This is a genomic window from Streptomyces axinellae (assembly GCF_039532135.1).
GTDB lineage: Bacteria > Actinomycetota > Actinomycetes > Streptomycetales > Streptomycetaceae > Streptomyces > Streptomyces axinellae.
Map to the genome: position 1 here is coordinate 55677 of NZ_BAAARJ010000025.1, position 24597 is coordinate 80273.

At 72.7% G+C, this 24597-nt stretch carries 19 protein-coding genes and 1 pseudogene; 10 read left to right on the forward strand and 10 right to left on the reverse strand.

Annotated features, from left to right (window positions below):
* Positions 1–129: 129 nt before the first annotated feature.
* The 6 genes from ABD339_RS29665 to ABD339_RS29690 all read right to left on the reverse strand — a co-directional run bounded on the left by ABD339_RS29665 (position 130) and on the right by ABD339_RS29690 (position 4869).
* Complete coding sequence (locus ABD339_RS29665; protein ID WP_344570231.1) at positions 130–321, reverse strand: hypothetical protein; 192 nt, start codon at positions 319–321, stop codon at positions 130–132.
* A 272-nt stretch (positions 322–593) separates the two neighbouring features.
* Positions 594–1373 (reverse strand): succinate dehydrogenase iron-sulfur subunit, encoded by a 780-nt coding sequence (locus tag ABD339_RS29670; protein WP_344570232.1) that lies wholly within the window; start codon positions 1371–1373, stop codon positions 594–596.
* On the reverse strand, positions 1373–3127 hold the full coding sequence (gene sdhA / locus ABD339_RS29675; RefSeq protein ID WP_344570233.1) for a succinate dehydrogenase flavoprotein subunit: 1755 nt from the start codon (positions 3125–3127) through the stop codon (positions 1373–1375). The genes ABD339_RS29670 and sdhA overlap by 1 nt, the downstream gene beginning before the upstream one ends.
* A gap of 55 nt (positions 3128–3182) precedes the next feature.
* The gene (locus ABD339_RS29680; protein ID WP_344570234.1) at positions 3183–3683 is read right to left on the reverse strand and encodes a succinate dehydrogenase hydrophobic membrane anchor subunit; all 501 of its coding nucleotides are present in this window, start codon (positions 3681–3683) and stop codon (positions 3183–3185) included.
* A gap of 6 nt (positions 3684–3689) precedes the next feature.
* Positions 3690–4070: a succinate dehydrogenase, cytochrome b556 subunit gene (sdhC, locus tag ABD339_RS29685; protein ID WP_344570235.1), complete on the reverse strand. Its 381-nt coding sequence runs from the start codon at positions 4068–4070 to the stop codon at positions 3690–3692.
* Between the two features lie 289 nt (positions 4071–4359).
* Entirely contained in the window at positions 4360–4869 is a 510-nt protein-coding gene (locus ABD339_RS29690; RefSeq protein ID WP_344570236.1) for a 2-oxo-4-hydroxy-4-carboxy-5-ureidoimidazoline decarboxylase, read from the reverse strand.
* Between the two features lie 421 nt (positions 4870–5290).
* Between ABD339_RS29690 and ABD339_RS29695 the strand changes: the two genes are divergently transcribed.
* The 4 genes and pseudogenes from ABD339_RS29695 (at position 5291) to ABD339_RS29710 (ending at position 11283) form a co-directional block, all read left to right on the forward strand.
* Positions 5291–6859, forward strand: coding sequence for a beta-N-acetylhexosaminidase (locus ABD339_RS29695; RefSeq protein WP_344570237.1), 1569 nt, complete (start codon positions 5291–5293; stop codon positions 6857–6859).
* A gap of 292 nt (positions 6860–7151) precedes the next feature.
* Positions 7152–7730 (forward strand): hypothetical protein, encoded by a 579-nt coding sequence (locus tag ABD339_RS29700; protein ID WP_344570238.1) that lies wholly within the window; start codon positions 7152–7154, stop codon positions 7728–7730.
* Between the two features lie 707 nt (positions 7731–8437).
* Positions 8438–9187: pseudogene (locus ABD339_RS29705) on the forward strand (RNA polymerase sigma factor); the annotation flags it as partial.
* A gap of 596 nt (positions 9188–9783) precedes the next feature.
* On the forward strand, positions 9784–11283 hold the full coding sequence (locus tag ABD339_RS29710) for a hypothetical protein (protein WP_344570239.1): 1500 nt from the start codon (positions 9784–9786) through the stop codon (positions 11281–11283).
* 353 nt (positions 11284–11636) lie between these two features.
* Here the strand turns inward: ABD339_RS29710 and ABD339_RS29715 are convergent, their stop codons facing one another.
* Complete coding sequence (locus tag ABD339_RS29715; RefSeq protein WP_344570240.1) at positions 11637–12536, reverse strand: L,D-transpeptidase family protein; 900 nt, start codon at positions 12534–12536, stop codon at positions 11637–11639.
* Between the two features lie 169 nt (positions 12537–12705).
* Here ABD339_RS29715 and ABD339_RS29720 point away from each other — a divergent pair, with 169 nt between their 5' ends.
* Both ABD339_RS29720 and ABD339_RS29725 read left to right on the forward strand, forming a co-directional pair.
* A complete protein-coding gene (locus ABD339_RS29720) occupies positions 12706–14277 on the forward strand; it encodes an amidase (protein WP_344570241.1) in 1572 nt (523 codons plus the stop codon).
* Between the two features lie 93 nt (positions 14278–14370).
* A complete protein-coding gene (locus tag ABD339_RS29725) occupies positions 14371–14940 on the forward strand; it encodes a Uma2 family endonuclease (protein WP_344570242.1) in 570 nt (189 codons plus the stop codon).
* A gap of 96 nt (positions 14941–15036) precedes the next feature.
* Here ABD339_RS29725 and ABD339_RS29730 read toward each other — a convergent pair whose 3' ends face one another.
* Together ABD339_RS29730 and ABD339_RS29735 are read right to left on the reverse strand one after the other, a co-directional pair.
* The gene (locus ABD339_RS29730) at positions 15037–16452 is read right to left on the reverse strand and encodes a polysialyltransferase family glycosyltransferase (RefSeq protein WP_344570243.1); all 1416 of its coding nucleotides are present in this window, start codon (positions 16450–16452) and stop codon (positions 15037–15039) included.
* Complete coding sequence (locus ABD339_RS29735) at positions 16452–17597, reverse strand: glycosyltransferase family 2 protein (RefSeq protein ID WP_344570244.1); 1146 nt, start codon at positions 17595–17597, stop codon at positions 16452–16454. The genes ABD339_RS29730 and ABD339_RS29735 overlap by 1 nt, the downstream gene beginning before the upstream one ends.
* A gap of 206 nt (positions 17598–17803) precedes the next feature.
* On the opposite strand from ABD339_RS29735, the gene ABD339_RS29740 reads away from it, so the two are divergent.
* The 4 genes from ABD339_RS29740 to ABD339_RS29755 all read left to right on the forward strand — a co-directional run bounded on the left by ABD339_RS29740 (position 17804) and on the right by ABD339_RS29755 (position 23647).
* Positions 17804–19372, forward strand: a complete 1569-nt coding sequence (locus ABD339_RS29740) for a DUF6716 putative glycosyltransferase (protein ID WP_344570252.1) — start codon at positions 17804–17806, stop codon at positions 19370–19372.
* A 431-nt stretch (positions 19373–19803) separates the two neighbouring features.
* Positions 19804–21132 (forward strand): cytidylyltransferase domain-containing protein, encoded by a 1329-nt coding sequence (locus ABD339_RS29745; protein ID WP_344570245.1) that lies wholly within the window; start codon positions 19804–19806, stop codon positions 21130–21132.
* A gap of 154 nt (positions 21133–21286) precedes the next feature.
* On the forward strand, positions 21287–22216 hold the full coding sequence (locus tag ABD339_RS29750; protein ID WP_344570253.1) for an N-acetylneuraminate synthase family protein: 930 nt from the start codon (positions 21287–21289) through the stop codon (positions 22214–22216).
* 360 nt (positions 22217–22576) lie between these two features.
* Entirely contained in the window at positions 22577–23647 is a 1071-nt protein-coding gene (locus ABD339_RS29755; RefSeq protein ID WP_344570254.1) for a hypothetical protein, read from the forward strand.
* Positions 23648–23746: 99 nt separating this feature from the next.
* Here the strand turns inward: ABD339_RS29755 and ABD339_RS29760 are convergent.
* Positions 23747–24597, reverse strand: an 851-nt coding sequence (locus ABD339_RS29760) for an Ig-like domain repeat protein (protein WP_344570246.1), incomplete at its 5' end; no start/stop codon positions are given.

Genomic DNA, 24597 nt, shown 5'->3' on the forward strand with positions numbered 1-24597 from the left:
TACGTACACCCGTCCGGTCCGGCGGCGGATATCGCTGCGGGCGTAGGGGCTGTCCGACCAGCCCCTGGCCCCCTCACGAGCGGGCCGACGAGGGGGTGGCGCGCCGCGAAGGGGGCCCGGGCACCCGGCTCAGCGGCCCCCGGCGCTGATCGAGAGGGACGGCAGACCCAGCAGGTCGAGCGGGAGGGTCAGGGCGGTCCCGCTGCCGGCGGCCCGCTCCTGTCCTGGTGTCGGGGCGGTGGCGGCGGCGGCGCTACCGGCGGAGCCCAGCAGGGCGGCACCGGTCAAGAGAACAGCGGCAACAGCAGCGCTTATACGCATGGCAACTCCTCCGGTCGGGATGCCCAGCGGGGGCAGGGCACCGTCGCCACCAATCTCGTCCGGCGGCCGGTCCGTCACCATCCGGGAGTGCCGATCGGGTGAGAGCCCCGCCACCGTCCGTAGCCCCGCGCCAGTCTTCCCGGGCCCGGGCCCGGCCCTGGCCCGGCCCCGGAGACGCCGACGCCGGGCGGACTCGGCAGAGCCCGCCCGGCGTCGGCGAAGCGGAACCACGGCGCGGACGGCGCCGGGGCGATACGACGGCCTCGAAGAGGTCAGAAGCGCCGCGTGATCAGCGCGCGCTTGACCTCCTGGATGGCCTTGGTGACCTCGATGCCGCGCGGGCACGCGTCCGTGCAGTTGAACGTGGTGCGGCAACGCCACACCCCGTCCTTGTCGTTGAGGATCTCCAGCCGCTGCTCACCGGCCTCGTCGCGCGAGTCGAAGATGAAGCGGTGCGCGTTGACGATGGCCGCCGGGCCGAAGTACTGCCCGTCGTTCCAGAACACCGGGCACGAGGAGGTGCACGCCGCGCACAGGATGCACTTGGTGGTGTCGTCGAACCGCTCGCGGTCCTCCGCCGACTGGTAGCGCTCGCGGGTCGGCTCGTTCCCGGTGGTGATCAGGAACGGCATCACGTCCCGGTACGCCTGGAAGAACGGCTCCATGTCGACCACCAGGTCCTTGAGGACGGTGAGCCCCTTGATCGGCTCCACGGTGATCGGCTTCTCCGGACCGATGTCCTTCAGCAGCGTCTTGCACGCCAGCCGGTTGCGCCCGTTGATCCGCATCGCGTCCGAGCCGCAGATGCCGTGCGCGCAGGAGCGGCGGAACGTCAGCGTCCCGTCGATCTCCCACTTGATCTGGTGCAGCGCGTCCAGGACGCGCTCCTTCGGGTCGATCTCCAGCGTGAAGTCCTGCCACCGCGACTCCTCGGCGACCTCCGGATTGAACCGGCGGATGCGCAGGGTGACCGTGATCAGGTGGGACGCGCTGTTCTCCGCCGAGTCCACGGGACCGGCGGAGTCGTTCTTGTCGAGTGTCGCGGTGCTCATCAGTACTTACGCTCCATCGGCTGGTAGCGGGTCTGCACGACCGGCTTGTAGTCCAGCCGGATCGACTCGGTGCCGTCGTCGCCCACCTCGCGGTACGCCATGGTGTGGCGCATGAAGTTGACGTCGTCGCGGCTGGGGAAGTCCTCGCGGTAGTGGCCGCCGCGCGACTCCTTGCGGGCGAGCGCGGAGACCGCGGTGACCTCGGCCAGGTCGAGCAGGTTGCCCAGCTCCAGGGCCTCCAGCAGGTCGGTGTTGAACCGCTTGCCCTTGTCCTGGACGCTGATGTTGCGGAACCGCTTGCGCAGGGCGCCGATCTCCTCGACGGCTTCCTTCAGCGTCTGCTCCGTGCGGAAGACCATGACGTTCTTGTCCATGCACTCCTGGAGCGCCTTGCGGATGTCCACCACGCGCTCGTTGCCGGTGGCGTCGCGCAGGTTCTCGATCTCGTCCTGGACGAACTTGGCCGGGTCCTCCGGCAGCTCCACGTGGTCGGCGGTCGCGCTGTACTCGGCGGCGGCGATGCCCGCGCGGCGCCCGAAGACGTTGATGTCCAGCAGCGAGTTGGTGCCCAGCCGGTTCGCGCCGTGCACGGACACGCAGGCGACCTCCCCGGCCGCGTACAGGCCCGGGACGGGGGTGCTGTTGTCGGAGAGCACCTCGCCCTGCACGTTGGTGGGCATGCCGCCCATCGCGTAGTGCGCGGTCGGCTGGATCGGCACCGGGTCGGTGTACGGCTCGATGCCCAGGTAGGTGCGGGCGAACTCGGTGATGTCCGGCAGCTTGGCGTCCAGCTGCTCCGGCGGCAGGTGCGTCAGGTCCAGGTAGACGTGGTCCTTGTCGGCGCCGCAGCCACGGCCCTCGCGGATCTCGGTGTAGATCGCGCGGGAGACGACGTCCCGGCTCGCCAGGTCCTTCATGACGGGCGCGTACTTCTCCATGAAGCGCTCGCCGTCCTTGTTGCGCAGGATGCCGCCCTCACCGCGGGCGCCCTCCGTGAGCAGGATGCCCATCTTCCAGATGCCGGTCGGGTGGAACTGGAAGAACTCCATGTCCTCCAGCGGTAGCCCGCGCCGGAACGCGGCGGCCTGGCCGTCCCCGGTCAGGGTGTGCGCGTTGGAGGTGACCTTGAAGAACTTGCCGTTGCCGCCCGAGGCGAAGACGACGGCCTTGGCCCGGAAGATGTGGATCTCGCCGGTGGCCAGCTCGTAGGCGACGACACCGGCGGTCTTCTTGACGCCCTCGTCCTCGTTGAGGAGCAGGTCGAGGACGTAGAACTCGTTGTAGAACTCCACGCCCTCCTTGACGCAGTTCTGGTACAGCGTCTGGAGGATCATGTGGCCCGTGCGGTCCGCCGCGTAGCAGGAGCGGCGCACCGGGGCCTCGCCGTGGTTGCGCGAGTGCCCGCCGAACCGCCGCTGGTCGATCTTGCCCTGCGGGGTGCGGTTGAAGGGCAGGCCCATCTTCTCCAGGTCGAGAACGGAGTCGATGGCCTCCTTCGCCAGGATCTCGGCGGCGTCCTGGTCGACCAGGTAGTCGCCGCCCTTGATCGTGTCGAAGGTGTGCCACTCCCAGTTGTCCTCCTCGACGTTCGCGAGGGCCGCGGCCATGCCGCCCTGCGCGGCGCCGGTGTGGGAGCGCGTGGGGTAGAGCTTCGTCAGCACGGCGGTACGGCTGCGCTTGGTGGACTCGATGGCCGCGCGCATGCCGGCGCCGCCCGCACCGACGATGACGGTGTCGTACTTGTGGATCTGCATGAGGTCTCTCGGATTCCCTCGCGGTGTCCTGCCGGGTGCTCTCGTCCCGGGGGGATCAGCGGATGTTCGGGTCGAAGGTGAAGATCACCAGCGTGCCCAGCAGGACGGTGAAGACGGTCGCCGTGTAGAGCAGCATCTTCAGCCAGAAGCGGGTGTTGTCCCGCTCCGCGTAGTCGTTGATGACGGTGCGCAGGCCGTTGGCGCCGTGCAGCATCGCCAGCCACAGCATCGCCAGGTCCCACACCTGCCAGAACGGCGAGGCCCAGCGGCCGGCCACGAACGCGAAGCCGATCTTGCTGACGCCGCCGTCCAGCACGAGCTGGATCAGCAGGTGGCCCAGGACGAGGACCACGAGCACGATGCCGGACAGCCGCATGAACAGCCAGGTCTGCATCTCGAAATTGCCGCGGCTGGCCTTCGGCGTCTTCGCGGTCCGCGCGCGCGGCGGCTCGATGACGGGCGCGGGGTGGTCCACGTCGTACAGCGCCACCTCGTCCTGGGGGCCGGTGGGCTCACCCGAGGCGTCGGCCGTCTTGGCGGTCTCGGTAGTCGACATCACTCATCAGCTCCCGAACAGCGTGCGCAGGGTGTGCTGCAGCACCGGGTAGAAGGCACCGGCCATGAGGACGATCCAGACGCCCAGCACGGTCCACAGCATCTGCTTCTGGTACCTCGCGCCCTTCGACCAGAAGTCCACGGCGATGACCCGCAGGCCGTTGAGCGCGTGGAAGAGGATGGCGGCCACCAGGCCGTACTCCATCAGGTTGACGAGCGGAGTCTTGTAGATGGCGACGGTGTCGTCGTACGCCTCGGGTGAGACACGCACGAGAGCGGTGTCGAGCACGTGCACGAACAGGAAGAAGAAGATGAGGACGCCGGTGACTCGATGAGCCACCCAGGACCACATTCCTTCCCGGCCGCGGTACAGCGTTCCAGCCGGCACGGAATAACCCTCCGGGAGCGGATATTGGGGCCTGCCGGCTTCGGTAGGTCGGGCGGGCCCGGCCGGGTACGGTCCACCGGCCATCCGTCATCGTAGCGACGCGGGGTCGGCGCATTCGCGCCGGGTGGGTCTGTCCTGCGCGTCGTCGCTGTCAGACCCTCGCCCAGCCTCCGGCCGGGAGGTGCCCCCGGACGGGCTGGAATCAGCCCCTCCGGCGCTTGAGGACCGGGGGGGACCGGGGGCTCGGGGGTGGAGCCTGCGGAGAAACGGTGGAAGGGCGGGCCAGGGGTCAGGGTGAGCCGGTGGCGGTCAGGCGGGTGAGGCGGGCTCGGGCGAGGCGGCGGAGTTCGTCGGCCGCGACGACCCACTCCTCTTCCGGCTCGTTTCCGAGCCGCTCGCGGAGCGCCGCGAGGGTGTGGTCGAGGCGTTCCCGGGGCCCGCACCCGTCGAGGCAGACGACGAACGCGTGCCCGAATTTGCGTTCGTACGCGGCCTGTGCGGCACGCAGGGCCGTGTGCGCCGCGAGGGTCCCCAGTCGCGGCTCGCCCAGGGGGTGCGGCGCCGGCTCCCCGGCGAGCGCTTCGTGGAGGTCCATGGCCTCCAGGTCGTAGCCGGCCTCGTCCGCCGCCGCGAGCAGCGCCTCCACATCGGGGTAGGGGCGGTGCGCGGCGAGACGCCTGGCCCAGCGGAGGCTTCGGCAGCAGCCGAGGAGGAGGGATTCGGCGGTGTGTACGGCCGATGCGTTGAGCCCGTCGAGGGGTGTGGTGGCCGGAGAGGTCACCTGTCCGCACTGCCTCATGGGGTGGCTCATCTGCTCCGGGGAGGGGTGTGAAGGTCGTGTGGGAGTCTCGTCACCGTAGCCATGCGCCTGGAAGGTTCGGCCGTCCGAATCGTGTTTTTCACCCGGAAGGGAACGCTGGTGAGCGCATAGCTGACGGTGAAGGGTCGGAAAAGGGAAATACCGTATTCGCATGGGACGAAATTGGTCGGAAATGCCCGGACAGTCGGCAGGACGCCGGCGGGCGGGACGGTTCGGGTCCGGGCGGACGGAAGGGGCGGGACGAGCGAGCGTGACGGAGCGGGCGGAGTGGACGGAAGAGACGGCACGGGCTGACCGGGACGGCGGACGGAACCGGGCCGCGGAGGGGGGCCAGTGCCCGTGCCGGAGCCGGAGCCGGGGCCGGGACACCCGGACTCGGACCCGCGGCCGGTCCACGGTGATGGTCACCGCTCTCGCGCTGGGCGGCCTGCTCACCCTGACCGGCTGCGGCGGCGACAACGGCGGAGGCGGCGGAAAGCAGGCGCGGCCCTCCGGCTCCGCCTCGAAGTCCGGGTCCGGATTCCAGCCGCCGCCCCCCAAGGGGCCGGACCGGACGGGCCCCGCGCCCTCCGCCGTGCCCGCCGTACGCGACTGGAAAGCCGTACGCGGACCCGGCTGGGAGCGCACCCGCTACACCCGCGTCGTCACCGACACCGCCTCCCTGGCCGGGGAGGCCAAGCTCCTCGCCTCCGAACTGAAGGTCAAGACGGCCCAAGGCCCCGCCCGCACCGGGGACATCGAACTCAAGCGCGGCGGCAAGGGCGGGGGCGAGAGCTACTCGCTGACCAGCCGCGCGGGCACGGTCACCATCACGGGCGCGGGCGACGCCGGTGTCTTCTACGGCACCCGCACCCTTCTCCAGACCTACCGCGCCCAGCACCGCTTCGCCGAGGGCACCGTCCACGACAAGCCGGACCGGGCGCAGCGCGGCTTCTCCCTCGACATCGCCCGCAAACCCTTCAGCGCCGACTGGATCGAGGCCCGCATCCGCGAGATGGGGGACCTCAAGCTCAACCAGTTCCAGCTCCACCTCTCCGACGACCAGGCCGTCCGCGTCGAGAGCGAAACCCACCCCGAGGTCGTCTCCGATCCGCACCTGACCAAGGCGCAGGTGCGGCGCATCGTCAAGCTGGCGGCCTCCCGGCACATCACCGTCATCCCGGAGGTCGACTCCCCGGGACACCTCGGCGCCGTCATCAAGGCACACCCCGACCTCCAGCTGCGCAGCGCCTCCGGTGCCACGCCGCGGGGCGCCGTCGATATCGGCAACCCGCGCGCGGCCAAGATCGTGGACGACCTGCTGAAGGAGTACGGGGACCTGTTCCCCGGCACGTACACGCACCTGGGCGGCGACGAGTACCAGGCGCTGATGGCCCAAGACCCCGAGGCCACCTACCCCGGCCTCGCCAAGAGGGCCCGCGAGCGCTACGGCAAGGACGCCCGCGTCCAGGACCTGACCACCGCCTGGCTCAACGACCGCGCCAAGACCGTGCGCGGCCAGGGCAAGACCCCGCAGCTGTGGAACGACGGCATGCACCGCGGCGGCGTCGTCAAACCCTCCCGGCACCGCCAGGTGAACTACTGGACCGGCAAGGAGGCCGGCGTCCGCCCGCCCGAGGAATACCTGAAGGAGGGCTGGAAGGTCGTCAACCTCAACGACGAGTACCTGTACTACGTCCTGGGCCAGCCCAACGACTTCGCCTACCCGACCGGACAGCGCATCTACGAGCGGTGGACCCCGGCGGTCGTACGCGGCACCAAGCCCGTACCGTCCCGCTACGCCGGCCCGCAACACATCCTCGGCGGCCGGTTCGCGGTGTGGGGCGACATCGCCGGCGCCCAGACGCAAGGGCAGGTGGCCCAGGGCATCCGCCTGCCCCTCGCGGCGACGGCCCAGAAACTGTGGGACCCGCGCAAGCCGAAGGAATCCTGGAGCGGTTTCGTGTCCCTCGTGAACCGGGTGGACTGAGGCGTGGACCGGGCGGACCGAGGACGTGAGCCGGGGGCACTGAGGACGCGGTGAGCGCCGGAACGGCGCGGACGGCGGGGCGCCGGAGAGGCCGCTACGGGCGGCACTCCGGCGCCCCGCCGTATGTTCCGCCGCGTGGCCCGCCGTACGTACCGTGCCGTACGTTCCGCGCCGGACATACCGCCGCATGCGCCCACGCGCGCGCTTGCCCGGGCCGTTGAACTGTCCACGAACCACAGACGTATGACGTCCGACGGATCGCGGCACGAACCGACCTGGGACGGCATGCGCAATGGCAGGGACGAACTGGAAGAGATTTCCCTCGGCGGCACTCCCCGTGCTGGCGTTCGCCGTGCTGGCACTTGCCGCGCCGACCGCCGTGCTGGGCTCGCTTCCCGGCCACAACAACGGCGGCAGCGCGGTCGCCGACGAACGCGTGGGCGGGCCGTCCCGGTTCGGCCCCGAGTGGAAGAAGGACGTCACGGCACACGACGTCAGCCGCGAGATGGGGCTGGAGATCCCCGACGGGGCGGAGCGCCGGCGGGCGGCATGGCAGGAAAACCCGCGGGAGGACATCCTGCTGCTCTCCTTCCAGCTCCCCTCCCGCCAACTCCCGCCCTTCGCCGAAAAGCTGGACCTGGAGACCCCCCTGGCCGAACCGGGCCCCGACAGCGCCCCGGACTCCGGCACAGGAGCCGCGGCCCCCTTCGGGCACCTCGGACTGCCCGAGCCCGAAACCGTCAAGGGCGTACGAAAGGGCTCCAGCTGCCCGCCCTGCACCGGCAACAAGAAGGCCCGGGTGGGGTACTGGGAGATCTTCACCCAGCCCCTGGAGAAGGAACGGGCGCGGGTCTACCTGCGGGCCTTCTGAGGGGGCCGCCCTTCCGGGCAGAGGCCCCACGGAGCCCTTCCGGGCAGAGGTCCGGGAGCCATTCCGCGCAGAGGTCCGGGAGGAATTCCGGGCAGAGGCCCGAGGGGCCCGTCCGGGGCAGCGGGGCCTTCTGGCGGATCGCCGACCCGCTGACGGCGCTGAAGGTGCACGCCGTCCGCGGCGGGGCTCCGATCACCGGCCGGTGGCCGCCCGCCCGCACCCGGACGACGGCTGCGACGCCTGGCTGCCCCGGACGCACCTCTACGGCGGCTGACACCGAGATCTGACACCAAGAGCTGACACGAGGGCCGGCACCAAGAGCGGTCGATCCCCTGACCAGTTCGGAGCGGGAAACAGCGAAGACGGCCGGGGTCGCCACCCCCCACAGGAGAGACCCCGGCCGTCGTCGGTCACGGGCGCACTACGCCAGCGGCTTGCCCGTACTCCCCTCAGCGTTGCCGCCCCGCATTGTGTTACCCACCGCGCCACCGCAGGTGAGCGAGCGTGTCCCGGCCGCCGCCCGTCGCACCTCACACAGCGCCCGCCACTCCTCACCCACCGCACACCGCCTGCCCCTGGCCACCCCTCCGGCATGGACGAGCGTGCACACTTGGCTTTAGCGTGCTGCTCGCATCCGCCCCGGGGGACCCGACCCGTGGCGAGGCGTACGGCACAGACACCTTCGCGGAGTGGGGCGAGACAAGGGCGTGCAGGGGGACGACGCGGAGCTGACCGCTGCGGTACGCGCGGCGCGGGAGGGGGACGAGCCCGCCTTCCGTACCGTCTACCGGACCGTGCACCCGCGTCTGCTCGGGTATGTGCGCACCCTCGTGCCCGACGCGGACGCCGAGGACGTCACCTCGGAGGCGTGGCTCCAGATAGCCCGCGACCTGTCCCGGTTCAAGGGGGACGCCGACAGCTTCCGCGGCTGGGCGGCGCGTATCGCCCGCAACCGCGCGCTGGATCATCTGCGCATGCGCGGCAGGCGGCCCGCCGTCGGCGGGGACGAGAGCGAACTGGCGGGGCTCCCGGCCGGTGCCGACACGGCGGACGAGGCGCTTGAGGCCCTCGGTACGAGCCGCACGATGGCGCTCATCTCCCGCCTTCCGCGCGACCAGGCCGAGGCCGTGGTGCTGCGGGTGGTCGTCGGGCTGGACGCCAAGAGCGCGGCCCAGGTGCTCGGCAAGCGCGCGGGCGCCGTACGGACGGCGGCACACCGCGGGCTGCGCAAGCTGGCCGAACTGCTGGAGGAGCAGGCGCCGGAACCGGGTTCGGATCCGGAACCGGGTTCGGAGGATCCGGGCCAGGCGTCGGACGCGGACCCGAATCCGGAGCTGAAGAGCGGCGCGGGGGCGGGCGGTGGCGCGGGCGCGGCTGTCGAGGGTACGGATCCGGGGGAGCGGTCGGACGGTGGGCGGCCGGACGCGGGTGAAGGTGGAGTGGCCGGTTCCGCGCCGTCCGCCGGGGCGCCCGACGCCCGTCCGCGCCCCGGCGCCCGGCCCGATACGCGCCCGGACGCGAGTCCCGCCGGGGGTTCGGCCCGGAATCCCGCCGGGCCCGCGCAAGGCCGCTCCGGGAGCGGTGCGGTGCCACGGGCGGGCCGGGGTGTGGAGTCGGCCTCGTCCTCGGATCCGGACCCGGACCCGGATCTGCGCCATGCGCCGGATCCGGCCCCGGGCCCGGACCCGGTGGCGAACCCGGTCCCGGATTCGGTTCCGGCCCCGGGCCCGGCTCCCGCGCCCGCCCCGGCCCCGGTGCGGGCGCCGATCCCCTCTCCGCGTCCCTCTCCGGGGGCGTCCCGGGGCTCGTCCCCGGGTCCGGCGCCCGGCGGGTACGCGAGCGCCGACGAGGCCGAGGCCGGAGCCGCCGGGTCCGCCGGGTCCGCCGGTTCGGCCGGTAGCGGCGGTTCCGTGTCGGCTGCCGGTGATTCCGCGGGGGGTTCCGGCAGGGGCGCATTCCCGCCACAGCCCGGTGGCGGAACAGGAGAGGGCCGGGGCAGGGGACTGGCGCGCGGTGTGACGCATCCCGCCACGGGAACGCTGAGGGAAACGTGATGGCGGACGACCGGTACGGCTGGCTGGACGAAGAGACCGCGGAGCGGCTGCTGCGCAGGCTGCCCGTCGATGCCCAGGACACCGGCGCCCCGGATTCCGTCCGGCAGCCCGGTCACCCGACCGGCGAACAGCCGGACATGGCGGGCGAATCGGACGGCGAGGGGGCCGGAAAGGCTCCGAAAAGCCGCAAAGACCGTAAAGATCGCGGTGCGTTGGACGTGCCCTCGGACGCGTGGTTCCGCGCCGCCGACCGCCCGGCGGCGGCCAAACTCGCCGCCGTCCTGGACGAACTGGCGGCCGAACACGCCGCGCCCCGCGCCGCCGCACGCGGCACCACCGCCGTCGAACTCCCCGGTGAGGCCGCCGCGCTGGACGCCTTCCGGGCCGCCCGCTTCGGCATGCCGCACGACGGTGCCGTCGGCGTCGGCGACCCGGACGGTGATTCCGTTTCCGTTTCCGTTTCGGCTTCCGGTTCTGGTGCCGGCGCTGGTTCCGGATGTATTTCCGCTGCCGGTCCTGCTGCCGGTTCCGTGGCCGGGGCCGCGGCCGAATCCGGCCGCGCGCCGGAGGGGCCGGTTCCCGGCGCGGTGCGCGGGGCGGGCGGCGGCGACAGACGCGCGCGCGGTGACACCAGACGGTCGCGCGGCGGTCACTTCGGCCGCCGCGCGCGCCACGTGCTGGCGGGCAGGCCCCTGCGCGCCGGATTCGCCATCGCCCTGGCCGGAGGCGCGCTCGGCGGCGTCGCGGTCGCGGCCGGCACGGGCGTACTGCCCACCCCCTTCAGCGGCGGCACCGCCCCGGCCGTGACGATCTCCCCGGCGGCGAGCCCCGAGGGCGACCGCAGCGCGAACGAGTCCGAGGGCGGCGGGGGCACCGAGGACACGGCGGGCGGCGCACACCGCAAACACCCGCACCGCAAGGACTCCAAGGACGACAAGCGCCCCCGGGATCCGGACGGCTCCGAGGGCTCCACGGACCCGGCCGACTCCGGTGGCGGCGGCACGAAACCCGGCCACGGCGGGCAGGGCAACGGCCGCGACAAGCACGGCGCGGGCCACCCGGGCGGCGAGTACGGCGTCGGCCGGGGCAGCGAATCGCACAAACAAGCCATCGCCGCCGCCCTGTGCAAGTCGTACACCGACGGCAAACTGGACGCGCAGGAACGCCGCAAGCTGGAGCGTGCGGCGGGCGGGCGCGCGGTGGTGCGGAAGTTCTGCGGGCACTACGGCAAGCCCGGTGGCGGGGGCGGCGAGAGCGGCGAGCAGTCCGGCGGTCACGGCGGTGGCGGCGGCAGCGGCGGCTCCCACGTGCCCGGCACGTCCGGCGGTTCGGGTGACGGCGACGAGGGCGGGGGCGACAGCGGGGGCAGCGGCGCCCCCGGTCAGGGCGGCGGTTCGAGCGGCGGCGCCGCGGGCGGCTCCGGCGGCACGGCGGGTGCGCCGTCCGCCCCGGCCGAATCGAGTGCGCCCGGCGCGGAGCACCGCGCGAGCGGCAAGTGACGGGCGCCACACCGCGAAGGTGAGCGGGGGGTGTGACACTTTCGCGGGGCCCGGCGCTGAGAATAGTGAGCCGACTGGTCATCGGCGGCGCGGTATGCCCGAGGTTCCCCCCGTACCTCTGGGTTCGCGCGATGGCGCGGGCGGGACACGTTCCCCCGGTCCCGCCCGCGCCCCTTTCTTCGGGCTGGCTGATCTGGTCTTTTCGGCCGGGGGTTCGGGGGTTGTCCCCCGGGGGGTTGCAGTCCCCGGTCCTGCCCGCGCCCCCTTTTTTTGGGCGGCGCCCCTTTTTTGAGGCGGCCAGGTGGCCTTGGGGCGGGGCGGGGCGAGCCCGGTGGATCCGGGGGGTGGGGCCGTTACTTGTAGACGACGACCTTGTCGCCCGGTCGTACCTGGGCGAAGACCTTCGCGAGTTTCGTTTTGTCGCGTACGTTCACGCAGCCGTGCGAGGCGCCCGCGTAGCCTCGGGCGGCGAAGTCCGAGGAGTAGTGGACCGCCTGGCCGCCGCTGAAGAACATCGCGTACGGCATCGGGCTGTCGTAGATCGTCGAGCGGTGGTGGCGGCTCTTGAAGTCCACTTTGAAGGTGCCCTCGCGAGTCGGCGTGTAGGCCGAGCCGAACCGTACGTCCATCGCCGCGCGCACCTGCCCGTCCACCATCCACCTCAGCGTCCTGCTCTTCTTGCTGACGCACAGCGTGCGCCCCGTCAGGCAGCGCGGATCCGGCTTGCCCGCCGGTCGGGACGTCGGCGGATACAGCTCCGTGTGGGCGGGGTTGTGCGTACGGGAGCGCAGTGCGCTCAGCAGGGGGTCGGTGACCTTGCCGGTGCGGGTCAGGCCCCGCTGTGCCTGGAACGCGGAGACGGAGGCGGCGGTCACCGAGCCGTAGTAGCCGGTCGGGTTCCGGTTGAAGAGGCCCAACTGGCGCAGCCGCGCCTGGAGTTCACGTACATGCTCGCCCTGGTTGCCCGGTGCCATGCGCACCGTCTGGGCTGCCGGGCGCGGTGAGGCGGGGCGTGGCGGGGTGTAGGCGGGGCGCGGCGGCGCGCTCGTGTGCGGCGAGGGCGGCGCGGAGGAGGACTGAGGCGGGCCCGTGGGGGCCTGCTGCGGAATCTTCGATATCCGGATGGGCTTGCCGTCGGCGCTCGTGCCCGTACCCGGCTGGCAGCCTGCGACGGCGCCCGCGCCCAGCAGCACGACTGCCGCCGCCGCCACCCCTTTGCGTGCTGCCGCGCCCCGTGCCTGTGTCCCCAGCATCGCCCTCCCCATCCCACCCCGGGCCGACGGTCTCCGCGTCCATCACTGCCCACCGCGCCGCCCCCGCGAACCTGCGCGCGCCGTGCGCCCCGGGTTACTCGCGGGTTTCGCGGCGGGCGCGGGCCGGGGACATTAGGCGCAGCGACCGACGAGTGGGTGCGAGGTGCCTATGTCGACCGAGACCGGACCCGCCGAAGAGCCGCGCGCCACGGGCGGTGGCGAAGTCGCGGGTGCCACGGGATGCGGCCAAGTGCTGGGCGCCACGGGATGTGGCCAAGTGGCGGGCGCGGGGGCGCCGTTGCCCGGGCTCGTCCGGGCGGCCGAGGCGCTCGCGGCGGGCGAGGTCACCGCGCGGGAGCTGACCGAGCGCGCGCTGGAGCGCATCGGCGCCACCCAGCGCACCGTCAACGCCTTCCGCCTGGTGCGGGCCGAGGCCGCGCTCGCCGAGGCCGAGGCCGCCGACGAGGCGCTCCGCGCGGGCGGGGCACGCCGCTCCGGTGGTGCGCGCCGGGCGGAAGGCGTCCGCACGGGCGGGGCGCGGCCCCTGCTGGGGGTGCCGGTCGCTGTCAAGGACGACACCGACGTGGCCGGTGAGGCGACCGCCTTCGGCTGCGCGGGCGACTTCGTGCCCAAGCGCGCGGACGCCGAGGTCGTGCGCAGGCTGCGGGCGGCGGGGGCGGTCATCGTCGGCAAGACCAACAGCCCCGAACTGGGCCAGTGGCCCTTCACCGAGGGCCGCGCCTTCGGCGAGACCCGCAACCCCTGGAACCCGGCCCACACCCCCGGCGGATCCTCCGGCGGCGCCGCGGCGGCCGTCGCCGCCGGACTGGTGCCGGCCGCACTCGGCTCGGACGGCGCCGGATCGGTCCGTATCCCCGCCGCCTGGACCCACCTGATCGGCATCAAACCGCAGCGGGGCCGCGTCTCCACCTGGCCGGACCCGGAGGCGTTCAACGGCATCACCGTCATCGGGCCGCTCGCGCGCAACGTCGCGGACGCCGCACTGCTGCTGGATGCCGCATCCGGCAACCACGGCGGGGACCTCCACCAGCCGCCGCCCGTGCGGGTGCGCGACGCGGTCGGCCGGGACCCGGGGCGGCTGCGGATCGCGCTGTCCACCCGCTGGGCGTTCACCGCCACCCCCAAGGTCCTGGACCCGAGGGCCGAGGCGGCGGTGCGCGCCGTGGCCGAACGGCTCGCCGCGCTTGGCCACGAGGTGGAGGAGGCCGACCCGCACTACGGGCCGATCGGCCTGACGTTCGTACCGCGCGCCACCGCCGGAATCCGCGCCTGGGCGCTGCGCATGCCCGACCAGAGCCTGCTCGATCCGCGCACCCGGGCCGCGGCCCGCACCGGACGGCTGCTCGGCGGGCCGGTGCTGCGCGCGGCCCGCGCCGCCGAGGGCCCGCTGCGGCGCCATGTGGGCCGCGTCTTCCGCCGCTTCGATGTCGTCCTCACCCCCACCACCGCCACCCCGGCCCCCCTGATCGGCTCGCTGGCGGGACTCTCCGGCTGGCGGACCGACCGCACGATGATCGCCCACTGCCCCTACGCCTGGCCCTGGAACGTACTGGGCTGGCCCGCCCTCAGCGTCCCCGCCGCGCTCACCCCCGACTCCCTCCCCCTGGGCGCCCAACTCCTGGGCCCCGCCCGCAGCGAACCGCTCCTGGTCTCCCTCGCGGCCCAGCTGGAGGCCGACCAGCGCTGGTGGGAGCGGTGGCCCGGGGGACTGCCGGGCTGAGGGGCCCTGTCGGCGGGACGCCCTCCCGGCGGGACCAGGCACGTACATCACTCTCTCGTGGCCGCGGCCCTCCACCCTCGCTACGGTGGGTCCATGACCGCGCTGCCCGACTGGATGCATCCGCCGCGCCCCGAGGGGTGGCTCGCCGAGGACCTCGACCACCTTCCCCAGGCCCCACGGCACACCGAACTGATCGACGGAGCTCTCGTCTTCATGATGTCGCCGCAGCGGTCCTGGCACAGCCGCCTGACCACCGCGCTCACGGCCGCGCTCATGGAACAGGCGCCGGAGGGCTTCGAAGCGGAGCGGGGAATGACCATCCGCCTCGATGCGCGCAACCGCCCGGAGCCCGACCTCCTCGTCACCACGGTGCCCTACGAGCCCGACCGGACATGGTTCGCCCCGGAAGAGGTGCGGCTCGTGATCGAAGTCGTCTCCCCGGAGTCCGCGCACCGCGACCGCACGGTCAAGCTCCGGAAGTACGCGGAGGCGGGGATCCCGCACTACTGGTGCGTCGAGGAAGAGAACGGCGCACCCGTCGTCCACGTCTATGAGCTCGACCGTCCGACCAGCGCCTACGCGCCCGCCGGGATCTTCCGGCAGGAGCTTCGGCGCACCGTGCCGTTCAGCCTCGGCCTCGATCTGGACGGTCTGCTGCCGTAGTACCCCCTGTCCCTGCCCCTCCCCGATGCGGTGCGAGCTGCGCTGTATCGGGGAGGGGCCGCGTGCCGGGCGCGGGCCCGGTCGCCGGCGGCGGGTTCAGCCCACCGTCGAGCGTTTGAGGGCGCGGGCGCGGCGGGCGACTCTTCGTACCGCGCGGTTGCGCGGTACGAAGGCGAGCTGGCGGGGGATCGCCCCCGGAAGGGCCAGTGCTGTCAGACGGCGGCGCTTGAAGTAGCGCCAAGTCGTCGCGTCCAGACGGGTGCTCAGGTAGTGCTCGGCCTCGGGGCGCAGCTCCGGATAGACCTCGGCCTGCATGCAGAAGCCCACGGCGCGTACCAGGGCTGTCAACTCCGAACCGGCGCGCGGCTCGAAGGCCGCCGCCGCGTCGTCGTCCAGGTCCGGCAGTACGGCGTCCACCAGCGTCACCGGGATCCGGTTGCTGTTCTGATAGGGCGTCACCCGCTCCAGCAGCTGCCCGGTGCCGGTACGCGCCGCAGGCAGGCCGTAGAAGGCGGAGGCGGTCAGCAGCGCTGTCGAGAAGCAGCCCACCACCAGTGCGGGCCGCATCCGCTCGTACAGGACCTCCGCCAGTACCGGCGAGCCCAGCACCGTCAACTCGACGTCCAGCTCGGCCGCCGCCTCCTCCAGCGCGCGGGAGTAGCGGGCCGGGGCGACCGGATGCGGCTTGAAGACCACCTTCCGGTGACCGCGTGCGGCGACGCCGCGCAGCATCCGCAGGTGGAGCTGTTCCTCCTCCTCGGCGGAGAGGATGCCCAGCGCGGACAGATACTGCCCCAGCAGCAGTGCCGCGCCCCGGGGCGCGGCCGTCGCCGACGGGGGGAGGTCCTGGGCCAGCTCGGCCAGCACGGCGGTGAAGGCTTCGGTGGGCACCACCTCGGCCGGTACCCCGAACTCCGACAGCAGCAGCGGTGTCAGCCCCGGGATCAGTTCCAGATGCAGCAGCCGCCGCACGCGCGAGCCCACCAGCGGATCCAGCTTGTCGCGGGTGGGCCCGTAGCTCATCAGGCCGTCGGCGTACACGTCGATCGGCGCGTCGGGGAACAGCCGGGCCACCGTGAGGGCCGGTGCCACCTGGATCGATTCCAGTACGAGTTCGACGTCGTTCCCCGTGTAGCCGGTGTGGCCGGTGTGGCCGGTGTGGCCGGGGCCGTCCGTGTAGCCGGTGCGGCCGGTGTGTGCCGGGTGGTCGTCCAGGTTCCAGAGCTGCCGCAGATAGCGCTCCCACAGCGGGGCGTCGTCCGCGCGCGGTGACCAGCCGCCCGGATGGAACGGGCGGATCGCCTCGTTCCACGACAGCACCCGGTCGAAGCGGCTGCGCAGCCGCTCGAAGCCGGGCATGGCGTTCAGCGGATGCGAGGTCTCCGGATTGGTGGCGTTGTTGCTGACCAGCAGCAGGCGCCGGTCCGCCGGGGCGAAGCGGCCCGCGTCCAGCGCGGCGGCCAGGGTGGCGGCGCCGTAGAGGGTGGAGGCGAAGAAGATCTGCGTACGCATCAGACGGCCACCCCCGTGCCGGACCGCGTGTCCGGTGTCTCCTGGGTGGCCGATGTGCTCGATGTGCTTGATGTGTTCGATGCGTCTGATGGGTTCGGCATGCCTGATGGGTTCGGCATGCCTGATGGGTTCGGCGGGTTCGGTGTGGCTCCGTCGTCGCCGGGTGGGCCGTCGTCGGTCCGGAAGGGGCGCCTGCGCAGTCGGCGCAGGCGGGAGGCGCGCTCGACGTCCATGGAATCCAGCGCCTCGGTCAGCAGACCGGGGGGCAGCCGCTTGAGGGCCGCCGCGCTCATCGACCGCAGCTTCCGCTCCACCTGCGGCTCGAACCTGCCGCTGGTCAGATGGTGCGAGATGATCGCGCAGTACGTCCGTACCGCCTTCGGCATCAGCGCCTCGGCGTCCTTGTCGCGCGAGGTCTCCTCGATCACCTGGTCGAAGGCGCGGATGAAGTCGAGTTGCCGCACATCCCCGATCTGCGTCAGCGACGAGGCCACCCCGCGCCGGTAGAAGACGCCCAGCAGCCCCACGGCGGCGAACGACCTGGCCTCCCGGTGCAGCCGCCAGATCCACGGCCGGTCCTCGGCCGTACGCAGCCCGGGCCGGAAGTGCAGCAGCCCGTCGTCCAGCAGCCTGCGGTGGTAGATCCCCGCCCACGCGTACGCGTAGTCCACCGAGGTGCTCCGCCCGACCGGCAAGATCGCCTCCCGGGGGTCGGTCACCACGCCCCGCCTGCCGTGCGGCACCCGTGCCAGGGTGCGGGAGCGCGCCGTGCACCGCACATGGTCGGTGCGGACGAACTCGCAGCCCAGCCGCTCGATACAGGCGACCAGCTCCGCGTAGTAGCCGGGCGCCAGCCAGTCGTCACCGTCCAGAAAGGTGACGAATTCGCCGTTCGCCCGGTCCAGGCCGGTGTTCCGCGCCGTGGCGAGACCGCCGTTGTGCGCGTGCCGTACCCGGATGACCTGCGCGGCTCCCTGAAATTCGCGCTCCGCGCGCTCCAGAATCTCCGGCGTTCCGTCGGAAGAAGCGTCGTCCACCAGAATGAATTCGAAATCATCGCGCACGTTCGCACGGAGACTCCGCAGCGTTTCGGGGGCAAAGGACTGCACGTTGTAAAACGGCACGATGACGGAGAGCTTGACCATCCGAAGGACCCTAGGCGGCTCGCCCAACCCCCGTCTTGACCTGCGGCGGGCTCCAGGGTGAACGGCGCGTGGCGGTACGGTGAACGCGATGGCCCGGCGGGCCGGTTGGCCATTCGTCGGTGTGCTGTTAACCGTCTGTTGTATTCACGTTGGGCCGACTTCCCACATCCCTTCCTAACGTCGGCGACGTGCCCTCACGAGAAAACATTTCTCCGCCTCACACGGCGGCCCGTACCCCGGCCGGCCCGGCCCGGGTCGCGGTACTCGCCGATTCCGACACCCGGTGGAAATGGGGAGCGCTCACCGCACGCAGGCTCGCCCCCGAGGCCCGGATCGACGGCCTCCTGCTGCGCGGGCGGGCCACGCCCACCCCGCGCCAGCTCGCCGAGGTCGGCGTCACCGTCGAGACGCTGCGCGAGGTGACGACCGCCGAGTTCGTCCGCGCGGCCCTCGCGCCCGGTGCCTACGACATGGTCGTTCTCGCCTGTGTCGGCGGCGCCGTGCAGGCCATGCTGCACGGCCTGAACCGGGGGTTCGCCGAGCGGGGGTCCGCCGACCGGGGCGCCGTTGAGCCGGGGCGTGCGGGGGGGCTTCCCGGCGCGCGGCACGACGGGCGGCTTTCTGGCGCGCGGCTTTCTGGCGCGGGGCACGACGGGCAGCTTTCTGGCGCGGGGCGCCGGCCCGTCGTCGTCACCGGGTACGTCGGGGTGGTCTACGAGAAGCTCGCCGACGGCCTCCTGCTGCGGCACGGTGCCGACCTCGTTCTCGCCAACTCCTCCCACGACGCGGAGCGTTTCCGCGCCGTCTACGAGGGCGTCGGCGCGGAGAGCGGAGGAGTGGTGCAGTGTGCGCTGCCGTTCCTCGACGAGGTGGACGCGGCGAACGAGGCGGGAGAGAGCGATGCGCGTGGGGGGGACGGTGCGGCGGGCGCGGGCCAGGGCCCGGGTGGTGACCCGGGCGCGGCGGGGGCGTTCACCGTCGTCTTCGCCGTACAGCCCTCCGTACCGGCGAACCGCGAGGACCGCGCGTACCTGCTGCGCCGCGCCGTCTCGCACGCGCTGCGGCACCCCGAGCGCGAAGTGCTGATCAAGCTCCGCAGCAAGCCCGGCGAACACACCACCCACATCGAGGAAGAGCCCTACCAAAAGCTCGTCCGCAAGCTTCCCGGCGGCGACGGCGAACGCGGCGGGCTGCCCGTCAACTGCCGTCTCGTCTACGGCAACATGGGGCAGATCCTCGACCGCGCCGCGCACACGGGCGGATTGCTGGTCACCGTCAGCTCCACCGCCGCGCTGGAGTCCCTGCACCGCGGCGTGCCCACGGCCGTACTCACCGACCTCGGCATCCGCGAGGCGCTCGGCAACCACTACTTCACCGGCTCCGGATGCCTCGCCTCCTGGGACCAGCTCGACGACGGGCTGCTCCCGCGGGCCGACGAGAAGTGGGTGCTCCGCCAAGGAGCGCGCGCCCGGGAGCCGTTCGCCGCGGCGCGCGGGCGGGTCGCGGAACTGACCGCGCGCGCCGCCACGGACGGGCTGCCTCCGCTCGCCCCGTACTACACGGAGCGGACCGCGCCCGGCTACCTCCCCGCCATCCTGCGCCGCTACGGGCTCGCCCCGGACGGCTCCCCGGCGGGCGGCGCCGCCGGAGCCGCGGCGGCCGAGGGCAGCGGGCCGGGCGTGGTACGCCGCGTCGTACGCGAGGCGGCCAGGGGCGCCTACCGGCACGGCGTCCAGCGCGTCGCGCCCCTCATCCGGAAGGCGGGCGAGCTGTGAGGCCGCCGCGCGGGGGCGCGCCGTCCCGAGGGGTGCCGATGCCGCGTCGTGAAGCGTCACCGGTTCAGGGGGTGACGCCGGCACATGAGGTGGAGCAGCCCTGTGAGGTGGAGCAGCCCTGTGAGGTGGAGCAGCCCTGTGAGGTGGCGCAGCCCTGTGAGGTGGCGCAGCCGTATGAGGGCGCGTCGCCCCGAGAAACGTCACCGGTTCAGGGGGTGACGGAATCGCACGACGTGTCACCACCGGCGCCGGGCCCCCGGCACGAACCCAGGGCGACCGCCACCGCCACCCGTGCCGAGGTCGCCGCGCGGCCCTCCGCCGACTCCCGGACCGATGCCCTGCCCGGCCCGCGGGCCGGGGCCCGGGCCGGCTCCCAACCCGGTGCCCAGTCCGAGTCCCACCCCGAGTCACCGTCACCTTCAGGAGCCCGCATGTCCCCAACTCCCCGTGTCCTCGCGGTGATCCCCGCCCGGGGCGGGTCCAAGGGCGTGGCCGCCAAGAACCTGGCTCCCGTCGCGGGGGTCCCGCTCGTCGCCCGTGCGGCGCGCGAGTGCCTGGCCGCGCGGAACGTGACCGACGTCGTCGTCTCCACGGACGACCCCGCCATCGCCGAGGCCGCCCGCTCGGCCGGCGCCGAGGTGGTCGAGCGGCCCGCCGAGATCGCGGGTGACCTCGCCACCAGCGAGGCCGCCGTCCTGCACGCCATGGACGTCTACGAAGAACGCCACCGCAAACCGCTGCACACCGTGCTGCTGGTGCAGTGCACCAGCCCGTTCCTGGTCCGCGAGGACGTGGAGGGCGTCGCGGCGGCCGTCATCGAGGACGGCGCGGACAGCGCCCTGACGGCCGCCCCCTTCCACGGCTTCGTCTGGCGGGAGGGAGACGGCACAGGTGCGCGTGCTGGTGACGGTGCTCGCGCCGGTGACAGTGCCCATGCGGTGGGGGGCGGCTTCAACAGCGGTGGCGGCCTCGCCGTCGTCCGTGATCTCGCCGCGGGCCGCGACGGGCGCGACGCCGCCGTCAAGGCGAGCGCCTACGGCGTCAACCACGACCGCTCCCTACGGCCCCGGCGCCAGGACCGCCCCGAGGACCTGCTGGAGACCGGCGCCGCCTACGCCATGGACGCCATGGGATTCCGCGAGGCGGGCCACCGGTTCTTCGGCCGCACGGCGCTGGTGCGCACCGACCCGTCGCGCGTACTGGAGGTCGACGACCCGCACGACCTGGCCCGCGCCCGCGCGCTCGCGCCGGTGCTGGACGCGGGCCGCGAGGGTCTCTCGGCCCTGCCGACACGGGAGGACGTGGACGCGGTCGTACTGGATTTCGACGGCACCCAGACCGACGACAGGGTGTACGTCGATTCCGAAGGACGGGAGACGGTCGCCGTACACCGCGGCGACGGGCTCGGCATCGCGGCGCTGCGCCGCGCCGGGCTGGAGGTGCTGATCCTGTCCACGGAGAAGAACCCGGTCGTGGCGCAGCGCGCGGCGAAGCTGAAGCTGCCCGTACTGCACGGCATCGACCGGAAGGACCTCGCACTCAAGCAGTGGTGCGAGGAACAAGGCATCGCGCCCGAACGCGTGCTCTACGCGGGGAACGACGCCAACGACCTGCCGTGCTTCGCGCTCGCGGGCTGGCCCGTGGCGGTCGCGGACGCACACGACGTGGTGCGGGCCGCGGCCCGGGCCGTCACCACACGGGGGGGGGGGGGGGGGGCGGTGCGGGAGATCGCGGGCTGGCTTGTGGGGCCCACCCTCTGAAGAAGACGCGCCCCCGCTCCCCTCCGCCCGAAGCCCGCGCCCACGCCCGCCGCCTCCTGACCTGCGGCAAACCTATCCCCGCCACCCACCCCACCTCGTCCCCCCAACCCCTTACTCCCTCAGTAACGACTCAAGAAAGAAACCCCCAGAAATGATGAACAACAGCGCTCGCCTCCGCACTCTCGGTTCCAAGACCGCGGGCCCCGGCCGCCCCGTCTACATCACCGGCGAGATCGGCATCAATCACAACGGCGACCTCGACAACGCCTTCGCCCTCATCGACGCGGCGGCCGAAGCCGGCTGTGACGCCGTCAAGTTCCAGAAGCGCACCCCGGAGATCTGCACCCCGCGCGACCAGTGGGACCTGGAGCGCGACACCCCCTGGGGCCGGATGACGTACATCGACTACCGGCACCGCGTCGAGTTCGACGAGAACGACTACCGCGCCATCAGCGAGCACTGCGCCCAGCGCGGCATCGACTGGTTCGCTTCCCCGTGGGACGTGGAGTCCATCGCGTTCCTGGAGAAGTTCGACGTCCCCGCGCACAAGGTGGCCTCCGCCTCCCTCACGGACGACGAACTCCTGCGCGCCCTCCGCGGGACCGGCCGCACCGTCATCCTCTCCACCGGCATGTCCACCCCGAAGCAGATCCGGCACGCGGTGGAGGTCCTGGGCAGCGAGAACATCCTGCTCTGCCACGCCACCTCCACTTACCCGGCCAAGGCCGAGGAGCTGAACCTGCGGGTCATCCACACCCTCCAGGCGGAGTTCCCCAACGTTCCGATCGGCTACAGCGGTCACGAGACCGGCCTTCAGACGACCCTGGCCGCCGTCGCGCTCGGCGCTGTCTTCGTCGAGCGGCACATCACCCTCGACCGCGCCATGTGGGGCTCCGATCAGGCCGCGTCCGTGGAGCCGCAGGGTCTCCAGCGGCTGGTGCGCGACATCCGCACCATCGAGGAGTCCCTCGGCGACGGTGTGAAGAAGGTCTACGACAGCGAGCTTCAGCCCATGCGCAAGCTGCGCCGCGTCAAGGGAGTCGTCGCCGAGGAGGCCGAGGCCGGCGAGCCGGTCGGCGTCTGACAGCGGAACGGAGCGTATGCGCAGATGTCCCGTAGCGGCTCCGGTTCCGGAGCACCGGCGGTGGAGCCCTCTGCGACGGGCCGGGTGTCTGCGCCGGCTCTTGCCGACGCCCCCCGTTCCGACCCCGCCCCCGGGCAGCGGCCCGGCCAGGCCCGGCAGCCCCTCCCAGGCCGGGAGCCCACCCCAAGACGGGAGCCGGGCTCAGGACCGGAGCCGGGCTCAGGACCGGATCCCGACCCCGTACGGAACCCCGCTCCCGACTCCGACCCTGGCCCCAGAGTCGAGGGCCGGGGCCGGGGCCGGCGCCGGGCCAAGGCGAAGGCGAAGGCGGAGGCCAAGGCGGAGACTCAGGACGGGGCGCTGGCGTTCGTCGAAAGCCCGGTCCAACTCCTCAACGTCCTTGAGTGGGCGCACAATCACCCCGCCCCCAGCACCGCCACCCCCCTCACCCTGGTCGTTCTGCCGCCGCACGATCCGATGACCCGTGGCCAGTTGCGCAGGATGGCGGAGCTGGCGCGGGACGAGGGGATCACCGTGCGCTGGCAGGAGGCGCGGGACGGGGCGGTGGGGGTGCTCGGCGGGCTGCTGTCCCTCAGCCGCCGGCTCAGCCGGGCCGGCACGCTGGTGATCGGTGACCCGTTCTCGCGCTACGTGCAACTCCTGCTCGCGCTCACCCCCGCCCGTGCCGAGCGGCGGATCACCGTGGTGGACGACGGCACCGCCACTATGGAGTTCGTCTCCCAACTGGCCCGGGGGGAGCGGTTCGTGCGCTGGCACCGGCGCGGCATGCGCGGTGGGGCGCGGGGGCTGCTCTTCGCGCCGGTCTCACGCCGCGCCCGGCGCCGGCTGACGCCCAGGCCGGACGGTTCGCGTCCGATGGAGGTCTTCAGCTCGATGCCGGTGGAGGCCCCCGAGAACGTGGCGGTGACCGCGAACGAGTTCGCCTGGACCCGGGCCCGGTTCGGCCCGCCCCGGCTCACCAAGGGCGCCGACCTGGTCGGCACGTCCCTCGTGGAGACCGGAGTCGTGGACACGGAGCGCTATCTGGAGGCCGTCGCCTCGCTGGCCCGCGCCTACGGCGCCACCCGGTACTTCGCCCACCGGCGCGAGAGCAGCGAGAAACTCCAGCAGGTCAGCGCGGCGACGGGACTGGAGATCGTCCGCCCGGACCTGCCGCTCGAACTGGTCGCCCGGCGCGGCCCGGTGGGCCGTACGATCCTCAGCTTCCCCTCCACCGTGGTCCACACCCTCCCGCTGGCCCTGGCGGGCACCGCCGTGACGGTGGCCGTGTGCGACGTCGATCCGGCCTGGCTCACCCGCACCGCGTCCCCCCGCGCCGAGGGTTTCCTCGCGGCAGTCACAGACACGGCCCGCGGTGTACGCAAACTGCCTTCGACCACGCCCCCGCCGAGCCAGAACGCCCAGGCGTGAGCGACCAGCGGTCCGCTCGGACCGGCCGCATGCCGGGGCCCGCGCCGGGCCGCTGGTGGGCGGCCCGGCGCGGGCCTGAGGGTGGGCGGTCGCGTCCGATTACGGCACGAGCGGGATCGGCACGAAGGTCAAGCCTGCCGTGGCCGAGGACGGGGCGTAGCACCCCGATCCCGCGAAGGTCGCGGTGTAGGTGGGGGCGGTGACCGTGGTGGCGGGAACCACACGGGTGGGCGGGGCGAGGGTCGCCACGCCGCTGGCGTTTGTGACCGCTGTACCGAGCACGATCGGGCCGACGGCCGAGTTGGCCCGGAAGGTCACCGTCATCCCGGGGATCCCGGCGTTGGTGCTGGAGTTCTTGAGCGTGGCGCTCATGGTCTGGATCACGATGTCGCCGTTCACGCGAACCCGGAGCTGTGTGGGTGCGGCGGTCATGGTGGTGGAGACGGTGGTCACGGTGATGGCCACCGTGTTGGTGGAGGGGTTGAAGCAGGCGCTGCCGTTGTAGTGGGCGGTGATGGTGCCGGTGGCGAGTGTCGTGGTGGTGAGGCAGGCTTTGCCGGTGGCGTCGAGTGTCACGGTTTGGTTGAGTCCGCCGGGTCCGGTGAAGGTCACGGTGCCGGTTGGTGTGCCGGAGCCGGGTGTGTTGGTGGTGACTGTCGCGCACACTGTCACCGGCTGGCCGCATACCGAGGGGTTCGGGGTGGCGGTGAGGGTGGTGGTGGTGTTGGCGGGGTTGACGGTGATGGTCGCGGTGCCGGCCGACGGCAGATCGCAGGCGCTGCCGTTGTAGTGGCCGGTGATGGTGCCGGTGGCGAGTGTCGTCGTGGTGAGGCAGGCTTTGCCGGTGGCGTCGAGTGTGACGGTTTGGTTGAGTCCGCCGGGTCCGGTGAAGGTCACTGTTCCCGTAGGTGTCCCCGAGCCGGGTGTGTTGGTGGTGACTGTCGCGCAGA

What these genes read in the sequence shown, in the direction of transcription:
- ABD339_RS29725 (WP_344570242.1), top strand. Translation starts at nt 14,371, where the DNA reads ATGACCGCGCTGCCCGACTGGATGCATCCGCCGCGCCCCGAGGGGTGG.
- ABD339_RS29710 (WP_344570239.1), top strand. Translation starts at nt 9,784, where the DNA reads ATGGCGGACGACCGGTACGGCTGGCTGGACGAAGAGACCGCGGAGCGG.
- ABD339_RS29735 (WP_344570244.1), bottom strand. Translation starts at nt 17,597, where the DNA reads ATGGTCAAGCTCTCCGTCATCGTGCCGTTTTACAACGTGCAGTCCTTT.
- ABD339_RS29745 (WP_344570245.1), top strand. Translation starts at nt 19,804, where the DNA reads ATGTCCCCAACTCCCCGTGTCCTCGCGGTGATCCCCGCCCGGGGCGGG.
- ABD339_RS29730 (WP_344570243.1), bottom strand. Translation starts at nt 16,452, where the DNA reads ATGCGTACGCAGATCTTCTTCGCCTCCACCCTCTACGGCGCCGCCACC.
- ABD339_RS29700 (WP_344570238.1), top strand. Translation starts at nt 7,152, where the DNA reads ATGGCAGGGACGAACTGGAAGAGATTTCCCTCGGCGGCACTCCCCGTG.
- ABD339_RS29670 (WP_344570232.1), bottom strand. Translation starts at nt 1,373, where the DNA reads ATGAGCACCGCGACACTCGACAAGAACGACTCCGCCGGTCCCGTGGAC.
- ABD339_RS29665 (WP_344570231.1), bottom strand. Translation starts at nt 321, where the DNA reads ATGCGTATAAGCGCTGCTGTTGCCGCTGTTCTCTTGACCGGTGCCGCC.
- ABD339_RS29720 (WP_344570241.1), top strand. Translation starts at nt 12,706, where the DNA reads ATGTCGACCGAGACCGGACCCGCCGAAGAGCCGCGCGCCACGGGCGGT.
- ABD339_RS29750 (WP_344570253.1), top strand. Translation starts at nt 21,287, where the DNA reads ATGAACAACAGCGCTCGCCTCCGCACTCTCGGTTCCAAGACCGCGGGC.
- ABD339_RS29715 (WP_344570240.1), bottom strand. Translation starts at nt 12,536, where the DNA reads ATGCTGGGGACACAGGCACGGGGCGCGGCAGCACGCAAAGGGGTGGCG.
- sdhA (WP_344570233.1), bottom strand. Translation starts at nt 3,127, where the DNA reads ATGCAGATCCACAAGTACGACACCGTCATCGTCGGTGCGGGCGGCGCC.
- ABD339_RS29690 (WP_344570236.1), bottom strand. Translation starts at nt 4,869, where the DNA reads ATGAGGCAGTGCGGACAGGTGACCTCTCCGGCCACCACACCCCTCGAC.
- ABD339_RS29695 (WP_344570237.1), top strand. Translation starts at nt 5,291, where the DNA reads ATGGTCACCGCTCTCGCGCTGGGCGGCCTGCTCACCCTGACCGGCTGC.
- ABD339_RS29680 (WP_344570234.1), bottom strand. Translation starts at nt 3,683, where the DNA reads ATGTCGACTACCGAGACCGCCAAGACGGCCGACGCCTCGGGTGAGCCC.